The following is a 17,156-nucleotide window of genomic DNA, read 5'->3' as shown; positions in this document are numbered from 1 at the left end:
AGATTCGTTGGGGACGATTTTCGTTGCATCTGAAATACTCTTGTAAACAGAGTTATCCACAGAAACTACGTTTAACCGGAATCGGCTAAAAACTTAGCAGGGTGAATAGTATTCATGTAATATGTTGTATTATATGAATAAAATTTGATTTCAAAATGTTATTGAGATCACTTGACCTCTTCTCCAGTCCCGATGCTGCTTGAGTTTGTATTTTTATACACAGGCTGTGAATATATTATGCGTCGCGCGTAAGCCCTTTCTCAATCACTCTCACCAGACGTTGTTTCTTCGGTAATTGCACCTCGACTACGCAGGCATTTCGCTTCTCGATTTGCTGTGCAACCGCCCATTCTATGTGTTCATCGAGAAGTGGGTGCTCACCTCTGCGGCTTTCGAGCGCCTGAATATTGGCTTCATCCCAGGGCGCATTACCCAGTGCAACGGCAACATTACGTAGCCAGCGTAGATGTCCAATACGACGAATGGCAGACCCTTCGGTCACTTTCAGGAACCAGGCTTCGCTCCAGGTGAACAGCTCAATGAGTTGTGGTGCGTGCAGCGCCTTACGCGGGCTGAAGTCTTCTTCATCCGTAAGTTGTGAATAGCGGTTCCATGGGCAGATCAACTGACAGTCATCGCAGCCATAGATTCGGTTGCCGATAAGTGGCCGGAACTCCTCAGGGATTGCACCTTCCAGTTCGATAGTGAGGTAGGAGATGCAGCGGCGAGCATCAACAGTATAGGGTTCAACGATCGCGCCGGTGGGGCAGATGGTCATACAGGCCACGCAGCGGCCACAGCCTTCCTCCACCGGGCCGTCTACCGGCAAGGGTAAATCAATCAGCAGTTCCCCGAGGAAGAAGAACGATCCGGCGTCGCGGCTAAGGATTAGTGAGTGCTTACCTGTCCAGCCAAGCCCGGCTTTTTCAGCGATCGGGCGCTCAAGAATAGGCGCAGAATCGACAAAGGGTCTAAAATTCAGCGAAACACAGTGCTGCTGAATAGTTTCCCCGAGTTTTTTTAAACGGTTACGCAGAAGCTTATGGTAATCACGTCCCAGGGCGTACCGGCTGACGTAACCCAGCGAGGGGTTTTTTAGCGTGCGCGCAAAAGCCGCGTTGGCGGGCAGGTAGTTCATGCGCACACTGATGACACGTAATGTGCCCGGCAAAAGCTCGTGTGGACGGGCGCGCATCATGCCATGACGCGCCATCCACTCCATTTCGCCGTGGTATTGTTTGTCCAGCCAGGCCTGAAGTTTCGGCTCGCTGGCGGAGAGGTCGGTATCGGTAATGCCTACCTTCTGGAAGCCAAGCTCAGCACCCCACTGTTTAATTTTTTGCGCTAACTGATTGAGATCGAGGGGCTGTGACATGACGGACCATACAGTGAAGAAAAACCCCGCAAGTATACCACATTCCATCTGGCATGCGGACGACCTCCGGCGCGCCGAAAAAGAGGCAGCAGACAGCCTCGGTATCACCCTCTATGAACTCATGCAGCGCGCAGGCGAAGCTGCATTTAACGTTGCCCACAATGCATACCCGCAATCCAGACACTGGCTGGTTTTGTGCGGGCACGGCAATAACGGTGGTGACGGCTATGTCGTCGCCCGTCTTGCCGTTGCTGCGGGGATCCGCGTTACGTTGCTGGCGCTGGAGAGTGATAAACCGCTGCCGGAGGAGGCCAGCACGGCTCGGGATGCCTGGCTGAATGCCGGCGGTGTGATTCATGCACCTGATATCCTCTGGCCGGAGGATATGGATCTGATTATTGATGGTCTGCTCGGGACCGGTCTACGCAGTGCGCCGCGTGAGAACATTGCCGCGCTGATTACACATGCCAATTGTCATTCCGCGCCGGTGGTGGCGCTGGATATTCCTTCAGGCCTGATGGCCCAAACTGGCGCGACGCCGGGGGCAGTGATTCAGGCTGCGCATACGGTAACATTCATCGCCCTGAAACCGGGTTTACTGACTGGCAAAGCGCGGGATGTAGTCGGTGGGTTGCACCACAATGCGCTGGGGCTGGACAGTTGGCTAGCCGGTCAGGAAACGCACCTTTCGCGCTTTGATGCTTCGCAGCTTGCAGAGTGGCTGCTCCCGAGACGTCCCACATCCCATAAAGGCGATCATGGCAAACTGGTGATTGTAGGGGGGGACTACGGTACGGCGGGGGCTATCCGCATGGCGGGTGAAGCGGCATTGCGAAGCGGTGCTGGTCTGGTACGAGTCCTCACGCGCATTGAGAATATTGCGCCGATCATTACTGCCAGGCCCGAGTTGATGGTGCATGAGCTTACGCTCCCGATGCTCGAGGAAAGCCTCGAGTGGGCAGATGTGGTCGTTATCGGCCCCGGGCTTGGGCAGCAGGCGTGGGGTAAACAGGCCCTGCAAAAGGTCGAGAATTTTCGTAAACCGATGCTGTGGGATGCTGACGCGCTGAACCTTCTGGCAATCAACCCGGATAAGCGTCACAATCGCATTCTGACGCCACACCCCGGCGAAGCCGCGCGGCTGCTTAATTGCAGCGTGGCAGAAATTGAAAGCGATCGCTTACTTTCTGCACGACGTCTGGTAAAACGTTACGGAGGTGTTGCCGTTTTGAAAGGGGCAGGAACCGTCGTCGCCAGTGACGAGACGCTGGGTATTATTGATGCCGGAAATGCGGGCATGGCGAGTGGCGGAATGGGTGATGTGCTTTCAGGCATCATTGGCGCATTGCTTGGACAGAAACTTCCCCTTTATGATGCAGCCTGTGCGGGCTGCGTGGCTCACGGTGCAGCGGCAGATCAACTGGCTGCACGTTACGGTACACGCGGTATGCTGGCCACCGATCTTTTTTGCACGCTGCGGCGTGTTGTTAACCCGGATGTGATTGACGTAGAAAATGACTAATCGAGCGATTCCTTTACCTGATGAACAAGCCACTTTAGATCTCGGCAAGCGCGTGGCGCAGGCCTGTCAGGGGGCAACCGTCATTTATCTGTATGGTGATTTAGGTGCGGGTAAAACCACCTTCAGCCGGGGCTTTTTACAGGCGTTAGGGCATAGCGGGAATGTGAAAAGCCCAACCTACACGCTGGTAGAACCGTACACCCTTGAAAATCTCATGGTGTACCACTTCGATTTATACCGCCTTGCGGATCCTGAGGAGTTGGAATTTATGGGGATCCGTGATTATTTTGCCAATGATGCCATCTGCCTGGTGGAGTGGCCGCAACAAGGTGCGGGTGTGTTGCCTGACCCGGATGTCGAAATTCACTTAGATTACCAGGCACAAGGGCGTGAGGCACGCATCAGTGCGGTTTCCTCATCAGGGTGTTCCTTACTGGCTCGTTTAGCCGGTTAAGCTTAGGGATAACGGGATGATTAATCGCGTTAAAAGTTGGTTGTTGGCTGCCACCGTGCTGCTGTGCGCGCAGGCCGGGGCGGCAAACCTCTCAGATATTCAGGTATCGAATGGCGAAAGCCAGGCCCGGATCACGTTCAGTTTTATGGGCGATCCTGAATATGCTTTTTCACAGCCAGACAGCCACAGCGTGGCGCTGGATATCAAACAAACGGGTGTGATCCAGGGCTTACCTTTGCAGTTCAGCGGTAACAACCTGGTGAAAAGTATCCGCTCGGGAACGCCAAAAGATAGTCAGTCATTGCGCCTGGTGGTCGATCTGACCGAAAAGGGGAAAACGCGGGCGGTGAAGCAGCAAAACGGCGCAAATTATACGGTGGTGTTTACCATCAACGCTGACGCGCCTCCACCGCCGCCGCCTCCGCCAGTGGTGGCAAAACGCGTCGAAGAACCGGTTTACACGCCGCGTCCTTCTGAACCTGCACGCAATCCGTTTAAATCGGACAGCGACCGCATTACCAGCGTCACCAGCAGTAATACCGTCACGCGCCCTGCAGCCAGCACACGGCGCGCGGTTAGCGGTGATAAGGTGATTATCGCGATTGATGCAGGGCATGGTGGTCAGGATCCCGGCGCGATTGGTCCTGGTGGCACGCGGGAGAAAAACGTCACGATTGCGGTTGCCCGGAAGCTGCGAACGCTGTTAAACGATGATCCGATGTTCAAAGGCGTGCTGACTCGCGACGGCGACTATTTTATCTCGGTAATGGGTCGCTCAGATGTGGCGCGTAAACAAAATGCCAACTTCCTGGTCTCCATTCATGCGGATGCAGCGCCAAACCGTAGCGCGACTGGCGCATCGGTATGGGTGCTTTCGAACCGCAGGGCGAACAGCGAAATGGCAAACTGGCTGGAAGAGCACGAGAAACAGTCTGAACTGTTAGGCGGTGCGGGTGATGTACTGGCAAACAGCCAGTCTGATCCATATCTCAGCCAGGCAGTACTGGATTTACAGTTCGGTCATTCCCAGCGCGTCGGTTATGATGTCGCCACTAACGTATTGAATCAGTTGCAGGGCATCGGAGCATTGCATAAGCGTCGTCCGGAGCATGCGAGCCTGGGGGTTCTGCGTTCGCCGGATATTCCATCCATTCTGGTGGAGACAGGCTTTATCAGCAATAACAGTGAAGAGCGCCTGCTGGGCAGCGACAGCTACCAGCAGCAACTTGCCGAAGCCATTTATAGCGGTTTGCGTAAATATTTTGAGGCGCATCCTCTGCAGTCCGCGCCACAGGGCGGGGCAGCTCAGACGGCCAGTGCCGCGCAGCCAGGCGAGATAACTGCGACTAACTAAGGAGAATTCATGCCGATTCAGGTTCTACCGCCGCAGCTTGCGAACCAAATCGCCGCCGGTGAGGTGGTAGAACGCCCTGCGTCGGTGGTGAAGGAGCTGGTGGAAAACAGCCTCGATGCGGGCGCGACCCGCATTGATATTGATATTGAACGCGGTGGCGCAAAGCTTATCCGCATTCGTGACAACGGCTGTGGCATTAAAAAAGACGAGCTGGCGTTAGCGCTGGCTCGTCACGCTACCAGTAAAATTGCTTCTCTGGATGATCTGGAAGCCATCATTAGCCTCGGCTTTCGCGGTGAAGCGCTGGCCAGTATCAGTTCGGTTTCCCGTTTGACGCTGACCTCCCGCACGGCTGACCAGCCAGAAGCCTGGCAAGCCTATGCGGAAGGGCGCGATATGGATGTGACGGTCAAACCCGCGGCGCACCCTGTCGGTACGACGCTGGAAGTCCTGGATCTGTTCTACAACACTCCCGCCCGACGCAAGTTTATGCGTACCGAAAAAACCGAGTTCGGCCATATCGACGAAATCATCCGCCGTATCGCGCTGGCCCGTTTCGATGTCACCATTAACCTCAGTCATAATGGCAAAGTGATGCGCCAGTTCAGAGCGGTGGCCGAAGGTGGGCAGAAAGAGCGTCGACTGGGAACTATCTGCGGGACACCGTTTCTGGAACAGGCGCTGGCCATTGAGTGGCAGCATGGCGATTTGGCTTTACGTGGCTGGGTGGCTGACCCAAACGCCAGCAGCGCGGCGTTCGCGGAGATCCAGTATTGCTACGTGAACGGCCGCATGATGCGGGACCGTCTCATTAATCACGCCATTCGTCAGGCCTGTGAAGACAAACTTGGAGCCGACCAACAACCTGCTTTTGTGCTGTATCTGGAGATCGACCCGCATCAGGTCGACGTGAATGTCCATCCAGCCAAGCATGAAGTCCGGTTCCACCAGTCAAGACTGGTACATGATTTTATCTATCAGGGCGTGCTGAGCGTATTGCAGCAGCAGGTTGAACCGGTGTTGCCACTGGCAAATGAAGAACCTGCCCCTCGTTCACTCCCGGAAAACCGTATTGCTGCGGGCCGGAACCATTTTGCCGAACCCGCTGCGGTACGCGAGCCGGAAGCGCCGCGTTTCTCATCAGCAGGGAGCACTCCACGCCCAACGGGAGCAAACTACCCGAATGCCCAGCCTGGCTATCAAAAGCAGCAGGGGGCGTTGTATCGAAAATTGCTGGAAACCCCAACCGCTGAGCGTAAAGAACACATCCCGGTCGCGTCGTCTTCCCTGGACGGTCATAGCCAGAGCTTTGGCCGGGTGTTGACGATTGTCGTACCGGATATGGCACTGCTTGAGCGTGACGGTAAATTGATGCTTCTGGCATTGCCAGTCGCTGAACGCTGGCTCAAACAGGTGCAGCTCACGCCGGGAGAACATTCGGCCTGTGCGCAGCCACTATTGATCCCGGTTCGCCTGAAGGTATCCACTGAAGAAACAAGGATATTGCAGCGTGCAGAGGCACAACTGGCGCAGATGGGCATTGAAATTGTGCTCGAACCACAACATGTGACAATTCGTGCCGTGCCTTTACCCTTACGCCAACAAAATTTACAAAACTTGATTCCTGAACTGATAGGCTACCTGGCGCAGCAAACATCGTTTGATGCCGCCAACACCGCGCAGTGGATCGCCCGTCATCTGGCAAGCGAACACACGCCGTGGAGTATGGCGCAGGCCATTAGCGTGCTGGCAGAGGTTGAACGTCTTTGTCCGCAGCTGGTGAAAACGCCGCCAGGGGGTCTATTACAACCTGTTGATTTACAAACGGCGATGAACGCCCTGAAACATGATTGACGTAAGCAAGGCGAGCCTGCCTAAGGCGATTTTTTTGATGGGCCCAACGGCCTCCGGCAAAACGGCACTGGCCATTGAGTTGCGTAAAGTTTTGCCCGTAGAGTTGATTAGCGTTGATTCCGCCCTCATCTATCGGGGGATGGACATCGGCACGGCGAAGCCTGACGCAGAAGAGTTGCGTGCGGCACCGCACCGTTTGCTGGATATTCTCGACCCTTCTCAGGCTTACTCCGCAGCGGATTTCCGCCGGGATGCCTTAGCTGAGATGGCCGAGATAACAGCGGCGGGACGTATACCGCTGTTGGTTGGCGGAACCATGCTCTATTTCAAGGCGTTGCTGGAGGGGCTATCACCTCTGCCATCAGCGGATCCAGAAGTTAGAGCGAAAATTGAGCAGCAGGCGGCAGAGCAGGGCTGGGACGTTTTGCACAAGCAACTGGCAGAGATTGATCCGGTTGCCGCAGCACGGATCCATCCAAATGATCCGCAAAGGCTTTCCCGGGCACTGGAAGTTTTTTTCATTTCGGGTAAAACTTTAACGGAACTGACGCAAACGTCAGGAGAGGCTCTGCCGTACCAGGTGCATCAGTTCGCCATCGCCCCGGCGAGCCGTGAACTGCTCCATCAGCGAATTGAGCAGCGTTTTCATCAGATGTTAGCTTCAGATTTTGAAGCAGAAGTGCGGGCGCTATTTGCCCGTGGAGATTTGCATACGGATATGCCTTCCATTCGTTGTGTGGGATACCGCCAGATGTGGTCGTATCTTGAAGGTGAGATTTCATACGATGAAATGGTTTATCGAGGTGTTTGCGCCACGAGACAGTTAGCGAAGCGCCAGATCACCTGGTTGCGCGGTTGGGAGGGTGTTCACTGGCTAGACAGTGAAAAACCGCAACAGGCGTTAAACGAAGTGATTGAGGTTGTTGGTGATATCGCTCACTGAATGTGTACAATTGAGACGTATCGTGCGCAATTTTTCAGAATCGCAAGGTTCTAAGTACAAAACAAGCATATAAGGAAAAGATAGAATGGCTAAGGGGCAATCTTTACAAGATCCGTTCCTGAACGCATTGCGTCGGGAACGTGTTCCAGTTTCTATTTATTTGGTGAATGGTATTAAGCTGCAAGGTCAGATTGAGTCTTTCGATCAGTTCGTGATCCTGTTGAAAAACACGGTCAGTCAGATGGTCTACAAGCACGCGATTTCTACTGTTGTTCCGTCTCGTCCGGTATCTCATCACAGCAATAACGCTGGCGGCGGCACTGGCAGTAACTACCATCACGGCAGCAACGCGCAGGGTTCTTCAACGCCAGCGCAGGACAGCGACGAGACCGAATAAGGTCTCTGCTGTTATCCACACGGGGAGCCAGGGATCCTGCGTTCCCCGCTGATCTTTTTAGAGAGGTTTACGCTTGTTTGACCGTTATGATGCCGGTGAGCAGGCGGTGCTGGTACACATCTATTTTTCGCAAGACAAAGATATGGAAGATCTCCAGGAGTTTGAATCTCTGGTCTCTTCCGCCGGTGTCGAAGCAATGCAGGTGATTACCGGTAGCCGTAAAGCGCCGCACCCAAAGTATTTTGTTGGTGAAGGTAAAGCAGTTGAAATTGCGGATGCCGTAAAAGCAACTGGCGCTTCAGTTGTGTTGTTTGATCATGCGCTGTCTCCGGCCCAGGAACGTAACCTGGAAGCGCTTTGCGAATGCCGTGTTATCGATCGCACGGGTTTGATTTTAGATATTTTTGCTCAACGTGCGCGTACCCATGAAGGTAAGTTGCAGGTTGAGCTGGCGCAGTTGCGCCATCTGGCAACGCGGCTTGTGCGCGGCTGGACCCACCTTGAGAGACAGAAAGGCGGGATTGGTTTACGCGGTCCGGGTGAAACCCAGCTCGAAACCGACCGTCGTTTGCTGCGTGGCCGTATTACCCAGATCCTCTCACGTCTGGAACGCGTTGAGAAACAGCGTGAGCAAGGTCGTCGTGCGCGCTCAAAAGCCGACATCCCAACGGTGTCGCTGGTGGGGTATACCAACGCCGGTAAATCCACCCTGTTTAACCAGATTACTGAGGCCCAGGTTTATGCCGCAGACCAGTTGTTTGCGACCCTGGACCCAACGTTACGTCGTATTGACGTCGCCGATGTGGGTGAAACAGTGCTGGCGGATACCGTAGGGTTTATCCGTCATCTGCCGCATGACCTGGTGGCGGCGTTTAAAGCCACCCTGCAGGAGACGCGACAGGCGACCCTGCTGGTGCACGTGATTGATGCGGCTGATGTTCGTGTACAGGAGAACATCGACGCGGTAAACGTGGTGCTCGAAGAGATTGATGCCCACGAGATCCCAACGCTGTTGGTGATGAACAAGATCGATATGCTGGAGGATTTCGAGCCGCGCATTGATCGAGATGAAGAGAACAAACCGATTCGGGTCTGGCTTTCTGCCCAGTCCGGTATTGGTGTGCCACTGCTTTTCCAGGCTTTGACAGAACGTCTTTCCGGTGAGGTAGCTCAGCACACGCTGCGATTGCCGCCACAGGAAGGCAGGCTGCGCAGCCGGTTTTATCAGCTTCAGGCGATAGAAAAAGAGTGGATGGAGGATGACGGCAGCGTGGGGATGCAGGTGCGTATGCCGATCGTTGACTGGCGTCGCCTCTGTAAACAAGAACCTGCGCTGGTCGACTATATCGTCTGATCAGAAAGGGGATGCCTGAATAATTCGCCCTTGCATAACAAATATGGAGCATATACATGGCGTGGAATCAGCCCGGTAACAACGGACAAGACCGCGACCCGTGGGGAAGCAGCAATAATCAAGGCGGCAACTCTGGGGGAAATGGCAACAAAGGTGGTCGCGAGCAGGGGCCGCCGGATCTGGATGATATCTTCCGCAAGCTGAGCAAAAAGCTTGGTGGCCTTGGCGGAGGTAAAGGTTCTGGTTCGGGTGGAAATTCTACCCAGGGGCCGCGCCCGCAAATGGGTGGCCGCGTGGTGGGCATTGTTGCCGCTGCGGCGGTGATCATCTGGGCAGCCACCGGGTTCTACACCATTAAAGAAGCGGAACGCGGTGTCGTCACCCGTTTCGGTAAGTTCAGTCATCTGGTGGAGCCAGGTCTTAACTGGAAACCGACCTTCATTGACGACGTTACCGCGGTAAACGTGGAATCTGTCCGTGAACTGGCGGCGTCTGGTGTGATGCTGACGTCTGATGAGAACGTGGTGCGCGTTGAAATGAACGTGCAGTACCGTGTAACCGATCCTGAACGTTATCTGTTTAGCGTGACCAGCGCCGATGACAGCCTGCGTCAGGCAACCGACAGCGCCCTGCGTGGTGTTATCGGTAAATACACCATGGATCGCATCCTGACCGAAGGTCGTACCGTTATTCGTAGCGATACCCAGCGTGAGCTGGAAGAGACCATTCGCCCGTACAACATGGGTATTACCCTGCTGGACGTCAACTTCCAGGCTGCTCGTCCGCCGGAAGAGGTGAAAGCGGCGTTTGATGACGCGATTGCTGCCCGTGAAAACGAACAGCAGTACATCCGTGAAGCGGAAGCGTACACCAACGAAGTTCAGCCACGTGCTAACGGCCAGGCGCAGCGTATTCTTGAAGAAGCTCGCGCATATAAAACCCAGACCATCTTGGAAGCACAGGGTGAAGTGGCGCGTTTCGCGAAAATTCTGCCGGAATATAAAGCGGCTCCGGAAATTACCCGTGAACGTCTCTATATCGAGACCATGGAAAAAGTGCTGAGCCACACGCGTAAAGTGCTGGTTAACGACAACAAAGGCGGAAACCTGATGGTACTGCCACTGGACCAGATGCTGAAAGGCGGTTCGGCTCCGGCGGCGAAAGCTGACACCAGCGGTTCCAACAACCTGCTGCGTCTGCCACCTGCGTCGTCCAGTAGCTCAAGCGCAACAACCACGCCTTCTTCGAACGATGGTGACATCATGGACCAACGCCGTGCTAACGCGCAGCGTAACGACTACCAGCGTCAGGGGGAATAAGGATGCGTAAGTCAGTTATTGCGATCATCATCATCGTACTGGTCGTGCTTTACACCTCTATTTTCGTTGTGAAAGAGGGTGAACGAGGGATCAAATTCCAGTTCAGCAGCGTCGTCCGTGATAGCGACAAGCGTCCGGTGATCTATGAGCCGGGCCTGCACTTCAAAGTGCCTTTCATTCAGTCGGTGAAAACGCTTGATGCCCGTATCCAGACTATGGATAACCAGGCTGACCGTTTCGTGACCAAAGAGAAGAAAGACCTGATCGTTGACTCTTACATCAAGTGGCGTATCAGTGATTTCAGCCGTTACTTCCTGGCGACAGGCGGTGGCGATGTTTCTCAGGCAGAAGTGCTGTTGAAACGTAAGTTCTCTGACCGTCTGCGTTCTGAGATTGGTCGCCTGGATGTGAAAGACATCGTCACCGACTCCCGTGGTCGTCTGACGCTGGAAGTGCGTGATGCGCTGAACTCCGGTACCGCAGGAACAGAAGACGAAGTCTCAACACCGGCAGCTGATGATGCGATTGCTAAAGCGGCGGAACGTGTTCAGGCTGAAACCAACGGCAAAGTGCCGGTGATCAACCCGAACAGTATGGCGGCACTCGGTATTGAAGTGGTTGACGTGCGTATTAAGCAGATCAACCTGCCAGCGGAAGTGTCCGAGGCGATCTACAACCGTATGCGCGCTGAGCGTGAAGCGGTCGCCCGTCGTCACCGTTCACAGGGCCAGGAAGAGGCTGAGAAGCTGCGCGCTGCAGCGGACTACGAAGTCACCAAGACACTGGCGGAATCTGAGCGTCAGGGACGTATTCTGCGCGGTGAAGGTGATGCAGAAGCCGCGAAGCTGTTTGCAGATGCCTTCAGCCAGGATCCGGACTTCTACGCCTTTATCCGTAGCCTGCGAGCTTACGAGAATAGCTTCCAGAGTAACCAGGATGTGATGGTCCTCAGCCCGGACAGCGATTTCTTCCGTTATATGAAGACGCCGACCAACGCGACGCGATAAACTCAAGCCCGTTTGAGTATTCAAACCACCGCTCTTCACGGAGCGGTGGTTTTCTTTTATAAGGAATAAAAATGAATTCAACCATTTGGCTCGCGCTGGCGCTGGTGTTAGTGCTGGAAGGTCTTGGCCCTATGCTTTATCCGCGCGCATGGCGTCGTATGATTGCGACGATGAGCCAGCTCCCGGATAATATTTTGCGTCGTTTTGGCGGTGGTCTTGTGGTTGCTGGCATCGTGATCTACTACATGTTGAAGAAAACGATTGGCTGATCAAAAAGTGGTCGGATTTGGCGTATTTTGAGGTCAAAAAGTGCTGTATATCTGAAAAAGCGATGGTAGAATCCATTTTTAAGCAAACGGTGATTTTGAAAAAAATGGGTAACAACGTCGTCGTACTGGGCACCCAATGGGGTGACGAAGGTAAAGGGAAGATTGTTGATCTTCTGACTGAACGGGCTAAATATGTTGTACGCTACCAGGGCGGTCACAACGCAGGCCATACTCTCGTAATCAACGGTGAAAAAACCGTCCTCCATCTTATTCCATCAGGCATTCTTCGTGATAACGTCACCAGCATCATCGGTAACGGCGTTGTGCTGTCTCCGGCTGCGCTGATGAAAGAGATGAAAGGTCTGGAAGACCGTGGTATCCCTGTTCGTGAGCGTCTGCTGCTCTCCGAAGCCTGCCCGCTGATCCTGGATTATCACGTGGCACTGGACGTTGCGCGTGAAAAAGCGCGTGGCGCAAAAGCGATCGGTACCACCGGTCGTGGTATCGGCCCGGCTTACGAAGACAAAGTAGCTCGTCGCGGTCTGCGCGTGGGTGACCTCTTCGACAAAGCAACCTTCGCTGAAAAACTGAAAGAAGTGATGGAATATCACAACTTCCAGCTGGTGAACTTCTATAAAGCGGATGCCGTTGACTACCAGAAAGTACTGGATGACGTCATGGCGATTGCTGACATCCTGACCGGTATGGTTGTTGATGTATCTGATTTGCTGGACCAGGCGCGCAAGCGTGGCGATTTCGTCATGTTTGAAGGTGCGCAGGGTACGCTGCTGGACATCGACCACGGTACCTATCCGTACGTGACCTCTTCTAACACCACCGCAGGTGGCGTGGCAACCGGCTCTGGCCTGGGCCCACGTTATGTGGATTACGTTCTGGGTATCATCAAAGCTTACTCCACTCGCGTGGGTGCAGGTCCATTCCCGACCGAACTGTTTGATGAAACCGGCGAGTTCCTGTGCAAGCAAGGTAACGAGTTTGGCGCGACCACCGGTCGTCGTCGTCGTACCGGTTGGCTGGATGCGGTTGCAGTGCGTCGCGCAGTGCAGATCAACTCCCTGTCTGGCTTCTGCCTGACCAAGCTGGACGTACTGGACGGCCTGAAAGAAGTGAAAATCTGCGTAGGCTACCGTATGCCAGATGGCCGCGAAGTGACCACCACTCCGCTGGCGGCTGACGACTGGGAAGGCATCGAGCCAATCTACGAAACCATGCCCGGCTGGTCTGAGACCACTTTCGGCGTGAAAGAACGTAGTGGCCTGCCACAGGCGGCGCTGGATTACATCAAGCGTATTGAAGAACTGACCGAAGTGCCGATCGATATTATTTCTACCGGCCCGGATCGTACTGAAACGATGATTCTGCGCGACCCGTTCGACGCATAATCTTCGTGACTGCTGGCCTGCGGGGTGACCCGTAGGCCGGATAAGCGTACCGCCATCCGGCGACCGCTCCTTGATCTCCGCTTTTTAGCCCCGTCTGTCAAATAAATTAGCCGCTAACTATCTGGCTGGTTTATCATCATTAATGAATCACTTTGCGGTCTATCCGCGTTTTCCTTTTTTCCTGAGGTTGATGTGCAGTTAACAAGTTTCACCGATTACGGCTTACGCGCGCTGATCTACATGGCGTCGTTACCCGATGGGAAAATGACCAGTATCTCTGAAGTGACAGAGGTCTACGGCGTGTCTCGTAATCATATGGTCAAAATAATCAATCAACTTAGTCGTGCCGGATATGTTGCTGCCGTTCGCGGGAAGAATGGGGGGATCCGTCTCGGTAAACCGGCGCAGAGTATTCGTGTTGGCGATGTGGTACGTGAGCTGGAGCCATTGTCTCTGGTGAACTGCAGCAGCGAGTTCTGCCACATTACGCCCGCTTGCCGTCTGAAAAAGGCGCTTTCTAAGGCCGTGCAAAGTTTTCTCAAGGAACTGGATAACTACACGCTGGCCGATTTGGTTGAAGAGAATCAACCGCTTTATAAATTATTGCTGGTGGAATGAAGAAAATTTCCACCGGAGCTGACAACGGAGGAACCGACATGTCGCAAGATCCATTCCAGGAACGCGAAGCCGAAAAATACGCGAACCCTATCCCCAGCCGCGAGTTCATCATTGAACACTTAACAAAACGCGAAAAACCCGCCAATCGTGAAGAACTTGCTGTTGAATTAAATATTGAAGGTGAAGAGCAAATTGAAGCCCTTCGCCGTCGCCTGCGCGCCATGGAGCGTGACGGGCAACTGGTCTTTACCCGCCGTCAGTGCTATGCGCTGCCAGAACGCCTTGATCTGCTGAAAGGAACCGTCATTGGTCACCGCGACGGCTATGGCTTCCTGCGCGTGGAAGGCCGTAAAGACGATCTGTACCTTTCATCTGAACAGATGAAAATGTGTATCCACGGTGACCAGATCCTGGCCCAGCCGCTGGGCGCTGACCGTAAAGGTCGCCGCGAAGCTCGCGTGGTGCGTGTGCTGGTGCCAAAAACCAGCCAGATTGTTGGCCGCTACTTTACCGACGCTGGTGTCGGCTTTGTGGTGCCGGACGATAGCCGTCTGAGTTTTGATATCCTGATCCCACCTGAAGAGGTTATGGGCGCGCGCATGGGCTTTGTGGTGGTGGTTGAGCTCACCCAGCGTCCTACCCGTCGCACTAAAGCGGTCGGGAAAATCGTGGAAGTACTGGGCGATAACATGGGCACCGGCATGGCTGTTGATATGGCGCTGCGTACCCATGAGATCCCGTACATCTGGCCGAAAGCGGTTGAAGAACAAATTGAAGGCCTTCGTGAAGAAGTGCCTGAAGAGTCTAAAGCTGGCCGCGTGGATCTGCGCGATCTGCCGCTGGTGACGATTGATGGCGAAGATGCCCGCGACTTCGATGATGCCGTGTACTGCGAGAAAAAACGCGGTGGCGGCTGGCGTCTGTGGGTTGCCATCGCGGATGTGAGCTACTATGTTCGCCCGCATACCCCGCTGGATAACGAAGCGCGCAACCGCGGTACCTCGGTTTACTTCCCGTCACAGGTCGTGCCGATGCTGCCGGAAGTGCTCTCTAACGGTCTGTGCTCCCTGAACCCGCAGGTTGACCGCCTCTGTATGGTTTGTGAGATGACCATCTCCACCAAAGGGCGCTTAACAGGTTACAAATTCTACGAAGCAGTCATGAGCTCACATGCGCGCCTGACCTATACCAAAGTCTGGCATATGCTGCAGGGCGACCAGGATCTGCGCGAACAATATGCGCCGCTGGTGAAACACATTGAAGAGCTGCATAACCTCTACAAAACGCTGGATCAGGCGCGCGAAGAGCGCGGCGGGATCTCCTTTGAGAGCGAAGAGGCGAAGTTTATCTTCAACGCGGAACGTCGCATTGAACGTATCGAACAGACCCAGCGTAACGACGCGCACAAGCTGATCGAAGAGTGTATGATCCTGGCGAACATCTCGGCGGCACGTTTTGTTGAGAAAGCTAAAGAACCTGCGCTGTTCCGTATTCACGATAAACCGTCGACGGAAGCCATTACCGCGTTCCGTTCAGTACTGGCTGAACTGGGTCTGGAGCTGCCAGGTGGTAACAAGCCTGAGCCGCGTGATTATGCCGAGCTGCTGGAATCCATTGGCGACCGTCCGGATGCAGAAATGCTGCAGACCATGCTATTGCGCTCCATGAAACAGGCGATTTACGATCCGGAAAACCGTGGGCACTTCGGTCTGGCGTTGCAGTCCTACGCACACTTTACGTCGCCAATTCGTCGTTACCCGGACCTTTCCCTGCACCGTGCAATCAAATATTTGCTGGCGCAGGAGCAGGGTCATAAAGGGAAGACGACTGAAACCGGTGGCTATCACTATTCGATGGAAGAGATGCTGCAACTGGGTCAGCATTGTTCCATGACTGAACGCCGCGCGGATGAAGCGACCCGTGAAGTTTCTGACTGGCTGAAGTGCGACTTTATGCTGGATCAGGTCGGTAACGTGTTCAAAGGTGTGATCGCCAGTGTGACCGGTTTTGGTTTCTTTGTTCGTCTCGATGAGCTGTTTATCGACGGCCTGGTGCATGTCTCCAGCCTGGATAACGACTACTACCGTTTTGACCAGGTCGGGCAGCGCCTCATTGGCGAATCCGGCGGTCAGACCTATCGTCTGGGAGATCGCGTGGAAGTGAAGGTTGAAGCGGTCAATATGGACGAGCGCAAGATCGACTTCAGCCTGATCTCCAGCGAGCGTGGCCCACGTAATGTGGGTAAAACGGCGCGTGAGAAGGCGAAAAAAGGTGGCAACGGTAACGCCAGCGGCAAACGTCGTCAGGCGGGTAAGAAAGTGAACTTCGAGCCAGATAGCGCCTTCCGTGGCGAGAAGAAAAAGAAACCGAAGGCAGCGAAGAAAGAAGCTCGCTCAGCGAAAAAGCCTTCTGCTAAGACCCAGAAAATTGCCGCCGCTACCAAAGCTAAGCGCGCGGCTAAGAAAAAGCAGGCGGAGTAATTCCGCCCCTTACCCTGACCCTCTCCCTATCGGGGAGAGGGAAAAGTATCGTCATAATGAGAACCATCAATGAGTGAAATGATTTACGGCATCCACGCGGTGCAAGCCCTGCTGGAGCGCGCACCGGAGCGTTTTCAGGAAGTGTTCATTCTGAAAGGGCGTGAAGACAAGCGTCTGATGCCGCTGATCCACGCCCTGGAAGCACAGGGTGTGGTGATCCAGCTGGCGAATCGCCAGTTCCTGGATGAGAAAAGTGAAGGCGCGGTTCACCAGGGGATCATTGCCCGTGTGAAGCCGGGTCGTCAGTATCAGGAAAACGATCTGCCGGATCTGATTGCCGAGCTGGATAACCCATTTTTCCTGATCCTCGATGGCGTTACCGATCCGCACAACCTCGGTGCATGTCTGCGTAGTGCTGATGCTGCCGGTGTACATGCGGTCATCGTGCCAAAAGATCGCTCTGCACAGCTGAACGCCACGGCCAAAAAAGTGGCCTGCGGCGCGGCAGAGAACGTTCCGTTGATCCGTGTTACCAACCTGGCACGCACCATGCGTCTGCTGCAGGAAGAGAATATCTGGATTGTCGGTACCGCCGGTGAAGCCGACCATACCCTCTATCAGAGCAAAATGACTGGCCGTTTGGCGCTGGTGATGGGAGCGGAAGGTGAAGGTATGCGTCGCCTGACGCGCGAGCACTGCGATGAGCTCATCAGTATTCCGATGGCGGGCAGCGTGTCGTCTCTGAACGTTTCTGTTGCGACGGGTATCTGCCTGTTTGAAGCGGTGCGTCAGCGAGGCTAGCCTTTT

At 54.5% G+C, this 17,156-nt stretch carries 15 protein-coding genes; 14 read left to right on the top strand and 1 reads right to left on the bottom strand.

Annotation, left to right across the window (positions count from 1 at the left end; translation table 11 throughout):
• Positions 1–235: 235 nt before the first annotated feature.
• Positions 236–1,375: a tRNA epoxyqueuosine(34) reductase QueG gene (gene queG / locus HED65_RS18320; RefSeq protein ID WP_114979649.1), complete on the bottom strand. Its 1,140-nt coding sequence runs from the start codon at positions 1,373–1,375 to the stop codon at positions 236–238.
• Here queG and nnr point away from each other — a divergent pair.
• The 14 genes from nnr to rlmB all read left to right on the top strand — a co-directional run bounded on the left by nnr (position 1,374) and on the right by rlmB (position 17,150).
• A complete protein-coding gene (nnr, locus tag HED65_RS18315) occupies positions 1,374–2,897 on the top strand; it encodes a bifunctional ADP-dependent NAD(P)H-hydrate dehydratase/NAD(P)H-hydrate epimerase (protein ID WP_114979648.1) in 1,524 nt (507 codons plus the stop codon). The two genes, queG and nnr, sit on opposite strands and share 2 nt — an antisense overlap.
• The gene (tsaE, locus tag HED65_RS18310) at positions 2,890–3,351 is read left to right on the top strand and encodes a tRNA (adenosine(37)-N6)-threonylcarbamoyltransferase complex ATPase subunit type 1 TsaE (RefSeq protein ID WP_028016436.1); all 462 of its coding nucleotides are present in this window, start codon (positions 2,890–2,892) and stop codon (positions 3,349–3,351) included. The genes nnr and tsaE overlap by 8 nt, the downstream gene beginning before the upstream one ends.
• A gap of 16 nt (positions 3,352–3,367) precedes the next feature.
• A complete protein-coding gene (gene amiB / locus HED65_RS18305) occupies positions 3,368–4,705 on the top strand; it encodes an N-acetylmuramoyl-L-alanine amidase AmiB (protein ID WP_114979647.1) in 1,338 nt (445 codons plus the stop codon).
• A gap of 9 nt (positions 4,706–4,714) precedes the next feature.
• Complete coding sequence (gene mutL, locus HED65_RS18300) at positions 4,715–6,559, top strand: DNA mismatch repair endonuclease MutL (RefSeq protein ID WP_114979646.1); 1,845 nt, start codon at positions 4,715–4,717, stop codon at positions 6,557–6,559.
• Positions 6,552–7,502, top strand: coding sequence for a tRNA (adenosine(37)-N6)-dimethylallyltransferase MiaA (gene miaA, locus HED65_RS18295; RefSeq protein ID WP_114979645.1), 951 nt, complete (start codon positions 6,552–6,554; stop codon positions 7,500–7,502). Before mutL ends, miaA begins: the two co-directional genes overlap by 8 nt.
• 85 nt (positions 7,503–7,587) lie before the next feature.
• On the top strand, positions 7,588–7,899 hold the full coding sequence (hfq, locus tag HED65_RS18290) for an RNA chaperone Hfq (RefSeq protein WP_008502919.1): 312 nt from the start codon (positions 7,588–7,590) through the stop codon (positions 7,897–7,899).
• A gap of 73 nt (positions 7,900–7,972) precedes the next feature.
• Positions 7,973–9,253, top strand: coding sequence for a ribosome rescue GTPase HflX (hflX, locus tag HED65_RS18285; RefSeq protein WP_028016440.1), 1,281 nt, complete (start codon positions 7,973–7,975; stop codon positions 9,251–9,253).
• A gap of 56 nt (positions 9,254–9,309) precedes the next feature.
• A complete protein-coding gene (gene hflK, locus HED65_RS18280; protein WP_028016441.1) occupies positions 9,310–10,572 on the top strand; it encodes an FtsH protease activity modulator HflK in 1,263 nt (420 codons plus the stop codon).
• A 2-nt stretch (positions 10,573–10,574) separates the two neighbouring features.
• Positions 10,575–11,579, top strand: a complete 1,005-nt coding sequence (gene hflC, locus HED65_RS18275) for a protease modulator HflC (protein ID WP_114979644.1) — start codon at positions 10,575–10,577, stop codon at positions 11,577–11,579.
• A 71-nt stretch (positions 11,580–11,650) separates the two neighbouring features.
• Positions 11,651–11,848: a DUF2065 domain-containing protein gene (locus tag HED65_RS18270; RefSeq protein ID WP_010427497.1), complete on the top strand. Its 198-nt coding sequence runs from the start codon at positions 11,651–11,653 to the stop codon at positions 11,846–11,848.
• 104 nt (positions 11,849–11,952) lie between these two features.
• Positions 11,953–13,251: an adenylosuccinate synthase gene (locus HED65_RS18265; protein ID WP_024907332.1), complete on the top strand. Its 1,299-nt coding sequence runs from the start codon at positions 11,953–11,955 to the stop codon at positions 13,249–13,251.
• A 192-nt stretch (positions 13,252–13,443) separates the two neighbouring features.
• The gene (nsrR, locus tag HED65_RS18260; RefSeq protein WP_023293453.1) at positions 13,444–13,869 is read left to right on the top strand and encodes a nitric oxide-sensing transcriptional repressor NsrR; all 426 of its coding nucleotides are present in this window, start codon (positions 13,444–13,446) and stop codon (positions 13,867–13,869) included.
• Positions 13,870–13,907: 38 nt separating this feature from the next.
• Positions 13,908–16,349 (top strand): ribonuclease R, encoded by a 2,442-nt coding sequence (gene rnr / locus HED65_RS18255; RefSeq protein WP_114979643.1) that lies wholly within the window; start codon positions 13,908–13,910, stop codon positions 16,347–16,349.
• Positions 16,350–16,418: 69 nt separating this feature from the next.
• A complete protein-coding gene (rlmB, locus tag HED65_RS18250; protein WP_023334255.1) occupies positions 16,419–17,150 on the top strand; it encodes a 23S rRNA (guanosine(2251)-2'-O)-methyltransferase RlmB in 732 nt (243 codons plus the stop codon).
• Positions 17,151–17,156: the final 6 nt, after the last annotated feature.

Source organism: Pantoea sp. LS15, from assembly GCF_012241585.1.
Classification (GTDB): Bacteria; Pseudomonadota; Gammaproteobacteria; order Enterobacterales; family Enterobacteriaceae; genus Enterobacter.
This window is presented reverse-complemented; position numbering and strand designations above follow the sequence as displayed.

Excerpts from the sequence above, each read along its gene's own strand:
- HED65_RS18270 (WP_010427497.1), top strand. The coding sequence starts at position 11,651 with ATGAATTCAACCATTTGGCTCGCGCTGGCGCTGGTGTTAGTGCTGGAA.
- hflC (WP_114979644.1), top strand. The coding sequence starts at position 10,575 with ATGCGTAAGTCAGTTATTGCGATCATCATCATCGTACTGGTCGTGCTT.
- rnr (WP_114979643.1), top strand. The coding sequence starts at position 13,908 with ATGTCGCAAGATCCATTCCAGGAACGCGAAGCCGAAAAATACGCGAAC.
- rlmB (WP_023334255.1), top strand. The coding sequence starts at position 16,419 with ATGAGTGAAATGATTTACGGCATCCACGCGGTGCAAGCCCTGCTGGAG.
- nnr (WP_114979648.1), top strand. The coding sequence starts at position 1,374 with ATGACGGACCATACAGTGAAGAAAAACCCCGCAAGTATACCACATTCC.
- hflK (WP_028016441.1), top strand. The coding sequence starts at position 9,310 with ATGGCGTGGAATCAGCCCGGTAACAACGGACAAGACCGCGACCCGTGG.
- mutL (WP_114979646.1), top strand. The coding sequence starts at position 4,715 with ATGCCGATTCAGGTTCTACCGCCGCAGCTTGCGAACCAAATCGCCGCC.
- tsaE (WP_028016436.1), top strand. The coding sequence starts at position 2,890 with ATGACTAATCGAGCGATTCCTTTACCTGATGAACAAGCCACTTTAGAT.
- queG (WP_114979649.1), bottom strand. The coding sequence starts at position 1,375 with ATGTCACAGCCCCTCGATCTCAATCAGTTAGCGCAAAAAATTAAACAG.
- amiB (WP_114979647.1), top strand. The coding sequence starts at position 3,368 with ATGATTAATCGCGTTAAAAGTTGGTTGTTGGCTGCCACCGTGCTGCTG.
- miaA (WP_114979645.1), top strand. The coding sequence starts at position 6,552 with ATGATTGACGTAAGCAAGGCGAGCCTGCCTAAGGCGATTTTTTTGATG.
- HED65_RS18265 (WP_024907332.1), top strand. The coding sequence starts at position 11,953 with ATGGGTAACAACGTCGTCGTACTGGGCACCCAATGGGGTGACGAAGGT.
- hfq (WP_008502919.1), top strand. The coding sequence starts at position 7,588 with ATGGCTAAGGGGCAATCTTTACAAGATCCGTTCCTGAACGCATTGCGT.